A 13,195-nucleotide genomic window follows, 5' to 3' on the forward strand; every position below is an offset into this window, starting at 1 on the left:
ATAGTGACAAGACCAAAGCAGCGCCCGCTGACGCTCCGCGATGTATCTGATGCCTGTGGCGTTTCTGAAATGACCGTCAGCCGGGTTTTGCGAAAACGCGGTGATGTGTCCGAGGCGACGCGCGATCGCGTGCTCGCGGCGGCAAAGTCGCTTGGGTATGTGCCCAATCAGATTGCAGGATCGCTGGCCTCGCAGCGTGTCAATCTGGTTGCGGTCATTATACCATCGCTCAGCAACATGGTTTTTCCCGAAGTCCTGAATGGCGTCAATCAGGTGTTTGAGGACACCCCGTTGCAACCTGTCGTCGGCGTCACTGACTATATGCCGGAAAAAGAAGAACGCGTGCTTTATGAGATGTTATCCTGGCGGCCTTCCGGCGTGATCATTGCTGGCTTGGAGCATTCTGACGCGACCCGTGCGATGCTGCGAAATGCGGGGATTCCAGTGGTCGAGATTATGGATGTCGATGGTACGCCGGTTGACGCTATGGTGGGTATTTCCCATCGGCGGGCGGGCCGTCAGATGGCGGATGCGATCCTGAAAGAAGGGTATGAACGTATTGGGTTCATGGGCACCAAAATGCCGCTGGACCACCGTGCGCGCAAGCGGTTCGAAGGGTTCACGGAAGGCCTTGCCAAGGCTGGCATCGAGATCGAGGACCGTGTCTTTTATTCTGGCGGCTCAGCGCTCGCCAAAGGCCGAGAGATGACCCAGGAAATGCTCGAACGATCGCCTGACCTGGATTTTCTTTATTATTCAAATGACATGATCGGCGCGGGTGGATTGTTATATCTGCTTGATCAGGGCATCGATATTCCTGAGCAAATCGGGCTTGCTGGCTTTAATGGCGTGGAATTGTTGCAAGGCCTGCCCCGGCAATTGGCCACGATGGATGCCTGCCGGATCGAGATTGGTCAGACCGCTGCACATATCATTCTCAACAGCACCTCCGATACCCCTGATCCTGACTTTGCCAATCAGGTGACCTTGAAACCAACCCTATCATTCGGGGATACTCTGCGCCGCAACCGCAGAAAATGACACCAGCGATACTGAGTAACAGAGACGCGCGGCGGATATTTCTGGACCGGCATCATCTGTCCGAGACGCCACAGGGCCCCGCCTCCGGGTCTGAATTGCTGAGCCTAATCAAATCTCTTGGATTTGTTCAACTTGACAGCATCAACACCGTCGCCCGCGCCCACGATCTGATCCTGTTTTCAAGACGCCCGCGATATCGGCCAAAAGCGTTAAAAACGCTTTATGAACGGGACGGGACGCTTTTTGAGCATTGGACCCATGATGCGGCCGTGATCCCGCTTGCGTTCTACCCAAACTGGCATCTGCGCCGACAGCGCGATGCGGAACGGCTCAAAGCGCGCTGGCAGCACGATCGACGTGCAGGGTTCGAGGCGCAATTCCAAACAATCCTTGATCAGATCCGCGAGTATGGCCCAGTCAGCTCTTCGGACGTTGGCAAAGGCGAAGCCCGTGGATCAGGGGGATGGTGGGACTGGCATCCCTCCAAAACCGCGCTGGAATATCTGTGGCGCAGCGGTGCGTTGTGTGTGGTCGGGCGGGAAGGCTTCCAGAAACGCTATGATCTGACTGAACGGGTTTTGGAGGCGCGTCTGCGTGATTCATCCCAGGCACCTGATGTCGAACAAACGATTAACTGGTGTTGTGATCAGGCATTGGCGCGTCTTGGTTTTGCGACGCACGGGGAATTGGCCGCCTTTTGGGCGCATATCACGCCTGCAGAGGCGCGTGATTGGTGTGAAGCCGAAAAGCGCGCTGGCCGACTTGAGCAGATAATGATTACCGGCGCGGACGGCAGGATGAAAATCAGCTACGCCCGTCCGGGAATTGACGAAGACCCTGCTATTGAAGTGGCACCAACCAACCGCTTGCGGGTGCTCAGCCCCTTTGATCCCGCACTGCGGGACCGCAAACGCGCCGAACGGCTGTTTGGTTTTAACTACCGGGTTGAGATGTTCGTCCCCGCTCCGCAACGGACCTTTGGCTATTATGTCTTTCCCATCTTGCAAGGTGACAGGCTGATTGCGCGCGTGGATATGAAAGCTTTCCGCGACGCGGATACATTACGTGTAAAAGCTCTTTGGCCAGAGCCAAAAGTTCGATGGAGCAATGCAAAACAACGCGCGTTCGAGGCGGAGCTGGGGCGGCTGACCCATTTGGCCGGCGTCAACGAGCTTGCATTTGACGACGGGTGGTTGCGCGATCCTGCCTAGCGCAGAACCAGCTCGGACAAATCCGCTGCCGCTTGCCTGAAAAGATCTAGGTGTTGCTCCAAATCCGATAGCGTCACCCGTTGGGTCGGGGCATGAACCGACAGCGTCGACATCAGCCGGCCATGATTATCGTGGATTGGGACCGCAATTGCGACCATACCATCCATAAATTCCTCATTATCAGTTGAGTAGCCCCGCTCGCGGGTCAGTTCAATTTCTTCCAGAAGCGCCTGCGGATCAGTCATGGATTTCGTCGTATGCTGGTCCAGAATTGCCGCCGACAAGTACTTTGCCAAATGACGGGGGTCGAGTGACGACAGGTACATTTTTCCGCTGGCAGTACAGTGGAACGGTACCGTCGTTCCAATAGGCAACTGAATACGCAGCGGCCATTTCGTCTCAACACGGTCAAGATAGACCATACCATCCCGGTCTGGCGTTGCGATATTGCAGGTTTCGCCCACATCTTCGGTCAGCGCATTCAGAACGGCCAATCGCACAGTCCTCACCCGAGAAGAAGACAGCACGTTGACTGACATCTTCCGCAGTCGTTGTCCGGCCGAATAAGATCGCCCGTCAATATCCCGCTGCAAAAAACCTTCTTCTTCGAGGCGATGAAACAACCTGTGTATTGTCGGTTTAGGCAGCCCCAGAACTTCGTTTGCGGCGGTCGGGGTTAGTGGTACCCCGACCCTCGCAATTTCTTCCAGCAGAAACAGCAACCTCAGATTTGTCGGTATTGTGGTATCTGACCTGCCGGCATCTGCCATGTTCCTACACCTTCGAAATAAGTCACTGCAGCAGCCATAAGGCCAATTGCGGTGTCAACGCCACTAAAAACCACACACTGATCAGGGCGATGAGATATGGCACAATATATCGAAGCAGGCGGAAATACGGCACGCCTGTTACGCCACTTGCCACATAAAGGTTCAAACCATAGGGCGGTGTAATGAAACCAATAGACGCACCAACAAGGAAAATCACCGCAAAGTGGATCGGATCAACACCGACTGATGCAGCGATTGGCGCAAGGATCGGTGCCAGAATGATCGTCACTGGAAGGCTTTCCAGGATCATCCCAGCTACAAAAACAATCGCCATCGACGTGAACAGCACGGCATAATACCCACCCATTCCGGTTACGAAATCGCCGATGAATTCCTTGGCACCCAATGCTGACATAACTTGCTGCATCGCGACTGAAACCGCGATAAGAGGAACCAGAATGCCGGTGATCTGTGCGGATCGGGTCACAATTTTGGGCACCTGAAGCAGCGTGAACCCCTCAACCACAAACATGGACATCATGTTTTTTTCAGTCACAGGCGTGTCTTTGTCGCCTCCCATTATTTTGTTGAGCGGATGGCAGATCATACCGACGATGATACAGAAACCCACTGTTACCCCGGCCGCCTCCGTCGGAGAGAATTTGCCCGAATAAATGCCCCAAAGCACCAGACCGATCGCAAAGAAGCCCAACCAGGCACCGATTGCCGTTTTGATGACACGAGAGATGGACAGTTTGATCAGATAACCCCAGCCATTCAATGTGCAGATGATAAACGCCGCCGTCATCATCGCCAGAACCATCAGGCTACCCGGAACGATGCCCGCAACGAACAGTTCCGAAATTGAGAGGTTCATCAAGAACCCATAAACAATGAAGATGATCGACGGTGGGATGATGATCCCTACCGTACCGCCCGCCGCAGCGGTTGCCGCAGAGAACCTTTCGTCATAGCCACCTTTGACCATTTCAGGGTGCAACATTGAACCGATGGTTGCCGTCGTGGCCGAGTTGGACCCTGAGATCGCAGCGAACAATCCGCAGGCGGCAATTGCGGCCATGGCAAGCCCACCACGCAGCCATCCGAGACATGCATAGGCAAAGTCCGATAATCGTCTGGCGATTCCGGATTGGTTAATCAAATCCCCGGTCAGGATGAACAATGGCATCGCAAGAAGGGCAAAGCCCTTGTTGAACACATTCAGCAATTCGTTGCCTGTGTTGTCTAATTGCAGCCCGATCACAAAACTACAGCCAATCACCCAGTAAAAGATGACCAACAGCACTGGCGTGCCAAGCATAAAGACAACCGTTACGCCCAGGGAAATTAGGGTAATCCACGATGCATCAGACATCACGCTTCTCCGCCAATGACAGCTTGTTTAATGATTTCCTGACCGGTCCGGTAATTGTGCCAGTCTTCCAGCCAGTTGCCGACAACGCGGCCTGACATCAGGGTAAAGGCCAGTGGCACGGTCACGTAGAACCACCACTTCATGGTATCATCCACGCCGTCGACGAGTTGGAAGTTGTCGGCGGAATAGGCTGTGAACCGCAAGGATGTGGTAATCGCGATCCAGCAAAAGCCCAGCCATAACAGCGCATCCATTGTCAGCGCGGCCATCTGCGCAGGAGGAGACATCTTGCTGCGAAATTCGCTAAAGCTAAGGTGGGTGCGCAGTTTGACGTTATAAGAGCATCCGAACCACGCCATGATCATAAACAGGAACGGTGGCACTGTGGTTGATCCCGCCCATTGGCGCGAAAACCAAAAGCGGTCGATCACGCCCCAAAAGATGATGCCAGCGATCATCAGATAGGCGACAACCGAAATGCCCCGCTCAAGATGGCGATCAACAAACGGTAGTGCCTTGTAAAAAAGGTTTGCCAGAATGCCGCCGATAACGGTGGCAAAAAAGCTGAACAGCCACATCCCATCCGCGTTAAAAGCGTCCTTCATTTTCCATGCGCTGCCGGAAAACAATGCAGAAAACACTTCTGCTACTTCGGCCCATATCGACATCAAGGCATCCCCCCTTGTTTGAAACGGCTCGTTTCTAGACCCCATGCTGCGCTATCTGCAGCTGTTGGTCGATCCGAAAAGCGTTTTTTGATAAAGAAAAGCCGACCCGCCTGCGCAGGTCGACCTTTGATTTACGAAGCTTCTATCAGCTTTTCCACCAGCGGCGGGGCTCAACGTTTTCTGCCAGCGTATCTTTCGGAATCTGCCGTGCGATGTCGTAGATTTCCTGATATGTGTCGCGGCCACCGGACCAAGCGTTAAGCCGCTCGCGCCAGTCTTCCCACAGCTGTGGCTGGAATTCTGGCGAACACATTTCCTCGGCCATTTTGATCTGGTCATCGGCAAGGAATGCGTTGCGAACCCCGTTTTGTGCAAAGATCGTTCCGGGCAATTGTGGATCAGAATGTCCAACGGTGTTAACCAGCGCCGCTTCGTTCGCCGCTTGCACGTGAACCTGCGCCAGATAGGACGATTCCATCACCGCATCCTGCAAGGCACCATCAAGGCTGTCGAACGCCTTGACAGACATCGCCGTATGCTCAGTGCCGCAGAAGAATTTCAGGTCAACCGACTGTGAAACCACTGGCGACATATTCGCATAAGCAACTGCAGATGCCCATGTTTCCGCACCATCAATGAGGCCCTGCTTCAAGCCATCAAGTGTTTCTTCCCACGCCACCGGCACTGGGTTCAGGTTCAGCGCTTCCATCGCGATGCGGCCCAGTTGAGTCCCTGTAACGCGGTTCTTGGTCCCAAACATTTCCTCAAGAGTCGTGATGGTTGGCGCATCCTTATACTTCAGGCCCATCTGGATGCCGCGCAGTTCGCAATGGCTGAACAGGAATTTCAGGCCGTGGCGCTTTTCGTAGGGGTCCCGCAACAAAGGGACTGATTCGGGAGAATAGAGGAAGTGATACTGGGCCGCGCGTGACGGGAACATGTAGGCATAGTCCAACACGTTCAGATACGGTGCACCACCCGCAGAGTTCTGCGTAGACGCAGCATAGATATCGACAATGCCCTGCTGCGTTTTTTCAACGCAAGACGTCTGGCCACAGATCTGGTTATCGCCGATGAACTCAACCCGGATTTCGCCGTCTGTGCGGCTTTCCAGATCGCGGGCAAATTCCAATGCGCCAGCGCGTTCAATCAACAGGTTACGGGCGTTAAAGCCGGACGCACCGAATTTGAAAGTGAACTTCGCTTCCTTGGCGAAACGCTTTTCATAAGTCGATTCCGCAGCGCTTGCGAGATTTGCAAGGCTCATCGCCCCACCAAAACCGCCCGCAGCCAGCAAGGTCGAACTCATTCCATAACGCCCTGCGACCCGGAATAGATCGCGGCGTGAAATGCCTTTCAGTTTCCGTTGTAAACTCATTTTGGTTCCTCCCAGTTGAGTAGTTTTTTAATTAATGAGACTTATTGTTTCAAAAAAGACTAGTATGGTTTTGTGCTTCTGTATAGAATTTTCTGCAAGCAACCGGGGGAAAGTTGAAATGGAAGCAGATTTCATCGTTATTGGCGCAGGTTCTGCAGGATGTGTTGTAGCAAACCGGCTCAGCGCAGATCCAAAAAACAAGGTGATTCTATTGGAAGCGGGGGGTCGCGATCTGAACCCGTGGATCCATATTCCAGTTGGATATTTCAAAACGATCCACAATCCAAAGGTTGACTGGTGTTATAAAACCGAACCTGATCCGGGGCTGAACGGTCGATCAATTGAGTGGCCCCGCGGCAAGGTTCTGGGCGGATCATCTTCGCTGAACGGATTGCTCTATGTGCGTGGGCAACCACAAGACTATGACCGCTGGCGTCAGATGGGGAATACGGGATGGGGATGGGACGATGTGTTGCCCCTGTTCAAACGTGCGGAAAAGAACGAACGCGGGGCTGATGAGTTTCATGGCGATCAAGGGCCGCTTTCCGTCAGCAACATGCGCATCCAGCGGCCGATCACCGATGCCTGGGTCGCAGCTGCACAAGCGGCGGGGTATAAATTCAATCCCGATTACAATGGTGCAGATCAGGAAGGCGTTGGTTTCTTTCAACTGACCTCAAAGAACGGACGCCGGTGCAGCGCCGCTGTGGCCTATCTTAATCCGGTAAAAAGCCGTGAGAACCTCAAGATTATCACCCACGCCCAAGTGGACAAGCTGGTCATCAAAGACAAACAGGCAACTGCAGTGACCTACACTGACCAAAGTGGCAACGTCCAAACGATTAAGGCCGGACGCGAGATCATCTTGTGTGGCGGTGCGATCAATTCACCGCAGCTCTTGATGTTATCGGGAATTGGCGAAGCGGCCCAATTGGCAGAACATGGCATTGAGGTGCAACAGGACCTCAAAGGCGTTGGCAAGAACATGCAGGACCACCTGCAAGCGCGATTGGTCTATAAGTGTAATGAGCCGACGTTGAATGATGAAGTCAGCAGCCTATATGGCCAGGCCCGGATTGCCCTGAAGTACGCGATGTTCCGGTCTGGACCGATGACCATGGCGGCCAGCCTCGCCACTGGCTTTATGAAAACCCGAGATGAACTGGAGACCCCTGACATTCAGTTTCATGTGCAGCCACTGTCTGCGGAAAACCCTGGCAAGGGTGCGGACAAGTTTTCGGCCTTTACCATGTCGGTTTGTCAGTTGCGTCCAGAAAGCCGGGGTGAAATCAGGTTGGGCAGTGCCGAACCGCGCACATATCCAAAGATAATTCCAAATTACCTCGCCACCGAAACGGATTGCCGCACCGTTGTGGCGGGCGTCAATATCGCGCGAAAAATTGCACGGCATGCGCCTCTGACGTCAAAGATTTCACAGGAATACCGTCCGCATGCGAGCCTTGACATGGATGACTACGACGCGACGCTTGACTGGGCGCGGAACAATACGGCGTCGATTTATCACCCGACGGGGACCTGTAAAATGGGTCAGGGCAAGGATGCGGTTGTTGATGCGCGTTTGCGGGTTCATGGCATCGCGGGCTTACGTGTGGCCGATTGCTCAATCATGCCCGAGATCGTTTCAGGCAACACAAATGCGCCAGCGATCATGATAGGAGAGAAAGCCAGCGATCTGATTCTGGAAGACTTGCGGGGCTAAAAGACACGGGGCCGTAGACCAGCGTGGAACCAACTGAGGTACGTAAATATCGAATAGACGGGCCGCCCCGTTGCTTGCTCAATATCCGGTGCATATGGGACCATATTGGTGCATTCCAAAACGATTGCACCCACATTTGGGTGGTCCGCAATTAATTGCAGGGCTGCACGTACCATGTCCTGTCTGGCAGCAGGAACATCCAAAGTTGTCAGATTGCCAAGGATGGATTTGGAAAAGCTGCTGCCATCGGTCCCTTGCACAGGACAGTGTGGTGGGACGCCTGCGGCCTCCAGATGTGCGGGCGTTAGTGTTGCAGCCGAGATTGTCAAAATACCGACCATCTGATCGGGTGGCAGCATCGCCTGCACCTGAGCGACCTGTTCAAGCGCTGACGCAGCAACCGGGACCTTGAGTGCTGTCGCCAGTCTCGGGCGGATCAAAGCTAGAAATCCACAGGTAGTGGCAATGCCGGTGCAGCCCGAAGCAACCAGATCACGACCTGTTTCAATAAAGGCCTGCACAAATGGTTCGACGTCATCGCATACAATCGCGCTGGGTGTAGCACCGGGAACCACCGCATACCGCACTGGGAACGGCCAACTGTCCGGGTTCCCGACATCCCCAAGGATACGCGGAAACAGCGTATCCAGCATCAGTATACCCAATCTGGCGTGATCCTCTTGGCCCATCGCACTATCCATCCCTTGCTCAGTCAGCCTGCCGTTGATTGAGAGCCGCATCAAGCGCTACAATCCCTACGATAACAATTTACAAACATTTTGTTGACGATTTGTATTTTTGTGCAAGTATACTGGAAAGGAATCAAGCTGTGACACACCCAATAGATATACTGGCGGCCCCATGACGCGACACGTCGTTGTCATTGGTGCGGGAATTGTTGGAGTTTCCACTGCCATTTGGCTGCGCAGGGCAGGTGCAGATGTTACCCTGGTTGAGCGCGCAAAGCCAGGATCCGGAACATCGCATGGCAATGCAGGCGTGCTTGCCGCCTGTTCGATGGTGCCCGTTACGGCCCCCGGCCTGGCCCGAAAAGCGCCCGGTATGCTTTTGGACCGTGATTTCCCGTTGTTCCTGCGCTGGTCCTATCTGCCCCGACTTCTGCCGTGGCTCCGGCGTTACATGAGCAACGCGAACGATGCCGACACCCGCCGGATCGCCAAGGGATTGATCCCGATTGTTTCGGACAGTGTCGAGCAACACAAAAGCCTATGTAATGAATTGGGGCTGGGGGATTGGGTCACTGAAAGCGACTATTGCTTTGCTTACCATGACCGTGCCGCATTTGATGCGGAAAGCTACACTTGGGCGCTTCGGTCTGATGCGGGGTTTGTCCCTGAGATCATCGAAGGAGGCGCAGTGCATGAATACGAACCATCCTTTGGGCCTGACATCACTTTTGTGGCCTGCATGAAAGAACATGGATTTATCCGTGATCCCGGCGGCTATGTTCAGGCACTGGCAAAGGCGTTCACCGAACGTGGTGGAAAGATCATGCAGACGGAAGTAGAGGATTTCGATCTGAGCAGTGGCTCGGTCAAGGGCGTGCACACAACACAAGGTACAATTGCCTGCGATGATGTAGTGCTTGCCACGGGTGTCTGGTCAAGACCGATGATGCAAAAACTTGGGCTGAACGTGCCCTTGGAGGCGGAGCGTGGATATCACATCGTGTTTGAAGGGGCATCGGGCGGTCCTTCACGCCCGTTCATGATCGCCAGTGGAAAATTCGTCGCGACACCTATGGCACAAGGTTTGCGGTGCGCCGGTATTGTCGAATTTGGCGGGTTGGATGCAGGCCCTTCAAAGGCACCGCTTGACCTGTTGCGCAGACAAGTAAAACGGACCTTTCCACGACTGACAGCAAGCAATGAAATTGAATGGCTGGGGCATCGACCCGCCCCCAGTGACAGCCTTCCCCTGATCGGGGAAGTTGGACAATCTCGGGTCTTCACTGCTTTCGGGCATCACCACATCGGGTTGACGGGCGGGCCAAAAACGGGCCGACTGGTCGCCGGATTGATCACGGGTCAGCCAACCAACACCGACCTGACCGCGTATCACCCGCAACGCTTTGGCGCTGCATAAAACCAACTGGGAGAAGATCAATGAAACGAACTGCAAAACTAATGACGGGTGTGGCAACGGCGGCACTTGCATTCACAACCGCACTTCCTGCATTCGCGGCCGAAAAGTGGGACATGCCAATGGCGTATTCGGCATCCAACTTTCACTCTGAGAACGGTGTGACATTTGCCCAATGCGTCACCGATGGCACAAGCGGCGAAATTGAGATTACGGTTCATCCCGGCGGATCGCTCTTTGCTGGTGCGGATATCAAACGGGCCATCCAGACCGGTCAGGTACAGATTGGCGAGCGGCTGTTGTCTGGCCACCAGAACGAAAGCGCCGTCTTCGGCTTTGACAGCATCCCGTTCCTTGCGCCGTCTTTCGATGACAGCGGTAAACTTTGGGAAGCAGCCAAGCCCAAAGTCGAAGCGGTATTGGAGGAGCAGAACCTGCACCTTCTTTATAACGTGCCATGGCCGCCACAAGGCCTCTACTTCAAGAAAGAAGTGAATTCGGTCGCAGATATGGCAGGCGTAAAATTCCGGTCCTACAACAACACTACTGCCCGTCTGGCGGAATTAACCGGCATGGCCCCCGTTACGATTGAGGCTGCAGAAGTCAGTCAGGCCTTTGCCACTGGGGTTGCGGAATCGATGATTTCATCAGGTGCCACAGGATACGATCAAAAAGTCTGGGAAAGCCTGACGCATTATTATGAAGTCGATGCATGGTTGCCACGTAACTATGTGATGGTGAATGCCGATGTCTGGAGCGGTGTTTCTGACGCCAACAAACAGATCATCAATACCTGCGCCACTGAGGCCGAAGCACGCGGCTTGCAAGCCTCCAAGGACTACACCCAGTTCACCTATGACGGTCTGCGCGAAGGTGGCATGGCAGTTGGTCCCGCCAGCGAAGAGCTGATGTCTGGCCTGCGCGAAGTAGGCGCGACCATGACGGCAGAATGGCTTGAAGCCGCCGGAGACGACGGCAAAGCGATTGTCGATGACTTCCAAGCGATGAAGTAATCCCAGAACAAGATGGCGGCGCGGATCACAGCGCCGCCATTTTCAATTGATCCATGCGGGGGCGGGACGATGACAATGCTGCGCAAATTTCTTGATTTTATCTATGTTGCTGCGGGGGCCGTCGCGGCGCTTTGTCTGGTCACCATTCTGCTGCTGATCGTTGCACAAATGGTCGCGCGCTGGACGGGTGCCGTCTTTCCGGGTGCGGCAAGTTATGCGGGCTATGCCATGGCCGGTGCCAGTTTCCTTGCCTTTGCCAACGCATTGAACCGGGGCGCGCACATCCGCGTTTCGATCTTGCTTAATTCACTTTCAGTCGGGCCAAAACGCTTGCTTGAAATCTGGTGCTTTGGCCTTGCGGCGGCAATTTCGGCCTATTTCACCTACTACGCCTATTGGTTTGTCTATTGGTCGTGGAAATTCAAAGAGATCAGCCAGGATCAAGATGCGACGCAACTCTGGATACCGCAATCTGTCATGGTCCTTGGTGGTGCAATCCTGACAGTCGCCCTGATCGACAATCTTGTTTCCGTCATCGTCAAAGGGGATCACCGGATCACCCGGGACATTGTCGATCAAAGTTTTGGGGAATGATGCCATGACCGAGATTTATGCCATCATCCTTTTCCTCTTTGTCCTTTTCTTCCTGCTTGGCACCGGCGTCTGGGTCGGGCTTGCCTTGATGGGTGTTGCCTGGGTCGGGATGGAGCTTTTTACCACACGCCCTGTCGGTGACGCCATGATCACCACGATCTGGGCGTCCTCCTCGAGCTGGACGTTAACTGCGCTGCCGCTGTTCATCTGGATGGGTGAGATCCTGTACCGCACACGATTGAGCGAGGACATGTTCAAGGGGCTATCCCCTTGGCTGGCGCGGTTGCCGGGTGGCCTGGTGCATACCAATATTGTCGGCTGCACCGTGTTCGCCGCCGTCTCTGGCTCATCCGCCGCGACGTTGACCACCGTTGGCAAGATGTCGATTCCTGAGCTGCGCAGCCGGAATTACCCCGAAAAAATGATCATTGGCACGCTTGCCGGTGCGGCGACCCTGGGTCTGATGATCCCACCGTCGCTGGCACTGATTGTCTATGGCGTCACGGTGAATGAAAGCATCACCAAACTGTTCTTTGCCGGCGTGATACCGGGTCTCGTGCTGGCGGCGATGTTCATGGGCTACCTCGCCATTTACAGTTGGACCTCCAAGGATTGGAAACCCCTTGTTGAACCGGCCATGTCATTCGCCGAAAAGCTGCGAAATTCGCGGTTCCTGATACCGGTTTTCGCCCTGATTACCGTTGTCATCGGGTCTATGTACCTTGGCTTTGCCACCGCAACCGAGGCCGCTGCAATTGGTGTAATCGGTTCATTGACGCTCGCGCTCTTTCAGGGGTCACTGAACTGGCTCAGTTTCCGCGACAGCCTGATGGGTGCGATGCGCACCTCTGCGATGATTGCGCTGATTCTGGCGGGTGCTGCGTTTTTGAAACTTTCAATGGGGTTCACCGGACTGCCCCGCGCGTTGGCGGAAATGATCGCAGAGATGGGTCTGACCCGGTTTCAGCTGCTGATGGCTTTGCTGGTGTTCTACATCGTGCTGGGCATGTTTTTGGATGGAATTTCTGTGATCGTGCTGACAATTGCAGTGGTGGAGCCCTTGGTGCGCGACGCCGGTATCGACCTGATCTGGTTCGGTATTTTTGTTGTGATCGTAATCGAAATGGCTCAAATCACGCCGCCGATTGGGTTCAACCTCTTTGTGCTGCAAGGCATGACAGATCACGAGATGGGCTATATCACCCGCGCCGCACTCCCAATGTTTGCGATCATGGTGCTGATGGTGTTCCTGCTGATCTGGTTCCCGGAAATTGCGACTTGGTTGCCCGACAACCTGCGCAAGGGGCCGGTGTAAGGGTGAC

Annotated in this window: 12 protein-coding genes; 7 read left to right on the forward strand and 5 right to left on the reverse strand. The window is 54.4% G+C overall.

Annotation, left to right across the window (positions count from 1 at the left end; all coding sequences use genetic code 11):
- Window positions 1-3: 3 nt before the first annotated feature.
- Both ACEWL3_RS09750 and ACEWL3_RS09755 read left to right on the forward strand, forming a co-directional pair.
- Window positions 4-1,041 (forward strand): LacI family DNA-binding transcriptional regulator, encoded by a 1,038-nt coding sequence (locus ACEWL3_RS09750; RefSeq protein ID WP_386182319.1) that lies wholly within the window; start codon window positions 4-6, stop codon window positions 1,039-1,041.
- Entirely contained in the window at window positions 1,038-2,252 is a 1,215-nt protein-coding gene (locus tag ACEWL3_RS09755; protein WP_386182317.1) for a winged helix-turn-helix domain-containing protein, read from the forward strand. Before ACEWL3_RS09750 ends, ACEWL3_RS09755 begins: the two co-directional genes overlap by 4 nt.
- Here ACEWL3_RS09755 and ACEWL3_RS09760 read toward each other — a convergent pair.
- From ACEWL3_RS09760 to ACEWL3_RS09775, 4 genes are all read right to left on the reverse strand, one after another.
- A complete protein-coding gene (locus tag ACEWL3_RS09760) occupies window positions 2,249-3,022 on the reverse strand; it encodes an IclR family transcriptional regulator (protein WP_386182315.1) in 774 nt (257 codons plus the stop codon). The genes ACEWL3_RS09755 and ACEWL3_RS09760 overlap by 4 nt on opposite strands.
- 22 nt (window positions 3,023-3,044) lie before the next feature.
- On the reverse strand, window positions 3,045-4,397 hold the full coding sequence (locus tag ACEWL3_RS09765; protein ID WP_114880117.1) for a TRAP transporter large permease: 1,353 nt from the start codon (window positions 4,395-4,397) through the stop codon (window positions 3,045-3,047).
- Complete coding sequence (locus tag ACEWL3_RS09770; RefSeq protein ID WP_386182312.1) at window positions 4,397-5,065, reverse strand: TRAP transporter small permease; 669 nt, start codon at window positions 5,063-5,065, stop codon at window positions 4,397-4,399. The genes ACEWL3_RS09765 and ACEWL3_RS09770 overlap by 1 nt, the downstream gene beginning before the upstream one ends.
- Window positions 5,066-5,210: 145 nt before the next feature.
- Entirely contained in the window at window positions 5,211-6,443 is a 1,233-nt protein-coding gene (locus tag ACEWL3_RS09775; protein ID WP_386182310.1) for a TRAP transporter substrate-binding protein, read from the reverse strand.
- Window positions 6,444-6,561: 118 nt separating this feature from the next.
- Here ACEWL3_RS09775 and ACEWL3_RS09780 point away from each other — a divergent pair, with 118 nt between their 5' ends.
- The gene (locus tag ACEWL3_RS09780; protein ID WP_386182308.1) at window positions 6,562-8,163 is read left to right on the forward strand and encodes a GMC family oxidoreductase; all 1,602 of its coding nucleotides are present in this window, start codon (window positions 6,562-6,564) and stop codon (window positions 8,161-8,163) included.
- Here the strand turns inward: ACEWL3_RS09780 and ACEWL3_RS09785 are convergent.
- Window positions 8,160-8,852 (reverse strand): aspartate/glutamate racemase family protein, encoded by a 693-nt coding sequence (locus ACEWL3_RS09785; RefSeq protein ID WP_386182510.1) that lies wholly within the window; start codon window positions 8,850-8,852, stop codon window positions 8,160-8,162. The two genes, ACEWL3_RS09780 and ACEWL3_RS09785, sit on opposite strands and share 4 nt — an antisense overlap.
- Before the next feature lie 109 nt (window positions 8,853-8,961).
- Here ACEWL3_RS09785 and ACEWL3_RS09790 point away from each other — a divergent pair, with 109 nt between their 5' ends.
- The 4 genes from ACEWL3_RS09790 to ACEWL3_RS09805 all read left to right on the forward strand — a co-directional run bounded on the left by ACEWL3_RS09790 (window position 8,962) and on the right by ACEWL3_RS09805 (window position 13,188).
- Window positions 8,962-10,269 (forward strand): NAD(P)/FAD-dependent oxidoreductase, encoded by a 1,308-nt coding sequence (locus ACEWL3_RS09790; RefSeq protein WP_386182306.1) that lies wholly within the window; start codon window positions 8,962-8,964, stop codon window positions 10,267-10,269.
- Window positions 10,270-10,289: 20 nt separating this feature from the next.
- Entirely contained in the window at window positions 10,290-11,279 is a 990-nt protein-coding gene (locus ACEWL3_RS09795; protein ID WP_386182304.1) for a TRAP transporter substrate-binding protein, read from the forward strand.
- 69 nt (window positions 11,280-11,348) lie between these two features.
- Window positions 11,349-11,873, forward strand: a complete 525-nt coding sequence (locus ACEWL3_RS09800) for a TRAP transporter small permease (protein WP_386182302.1) — start codon at window positions 11,349-11,351, stop codon at window positions 11,871-11,873.
- Between the two features lie 4 nt (window positions 11,874-11,877).
- Entirely contained in the window at window positions 11,878-13,188 is a 1,311-nt protein-coding gene (locus tag ACEWL3_RS09805) for a TRAP transporter large permease (RefSeq protein ID WP_386182299.1), read from the forward strand.
- Window positions 13,189-13,195: the final 7 nt, after the last annotated feature.

Source organism: Sulfitobacter sediminivivens (assembly GCF_042611115.2).
In the GTDB taxonomy this organism is placed as follows: Bacteria; Pseudomonadota; Alphaproteobacteria; order Rhodobacterales; family Rhodobacteraceae; genus Sulfitobacter; species Sulfitobacter sediminivivens.

Coding starts and splice junctions, on each gene's coding strand:
- ACEWL3_RS09755 (WP_386182317.1), top strand. CDS start 1,038: ATGACACCAGCGATACTGAGTAACAGAGACGCGCGGCGGATATTTCTG.
- ACEWL3_RS09760 (WP_386182315.1), bottom strand. CDS start 3,022: ATGGCAGATGCCGGCAGGTCAGATACCACAATACCGACAAATCTGAGG.
- ACEWL3_RS09765 (WP_114880117.1), bottom strand. CDS start 4,397: ATGTCTGATGCATCGTGGATTACCCTAATTTCCCTGGGCGTAACGGTT.
- ACEWL3_RS09770 (WP_386182312.1), bottom strand. CDS start 5,065: ATGTCGATATGGGCCGAAGTAGCAGAAGTGTTTTCTGCATTGTTTTCC.
- ACEWL3_RS09775 (WP_386182310.1), bottom strand. CDS start 6,443: ATGAGTTTACAACGGAAACTGAAAGGCATTTCACGCCGCGATCTATTC.
- ACEWL3_RS09780 (WP_386182308.1), top strand. CDS start 6,562: ATGGAAGCAGATTTCATCGTTATTGGCGCAGGTTCTGCAGGATGTGTT.
- ACEWL3_RS09785 (WP_386182510.1), bottom strand. CDS start 8,852: ATGGGCCAAGAGGATCACGCCAGATTGGGTATACTGATGCTGGATACG.
- ACEWL3_RS09795 (WP_386182304.1), top strand. CDS start 10,290: ATGAAACGAACTGCAAAACTAATGACGGGTGTGGCAACGGCGGCACTT.
- ACEWL3_RS09800 (WP_386182302.1), top strand. CDS start 11,349: ATGACAATGCTGCGCAAATTTCTTGATTTTATCTATGTTGCTGCGGGG.
- ACEWL3_RS09805 (WP_386182299.1), top strand. CDS start 11,878: ATGACCGAGATTTATGCCATCATCCTTTTCCTCTTTGTCCTTTTCTTC.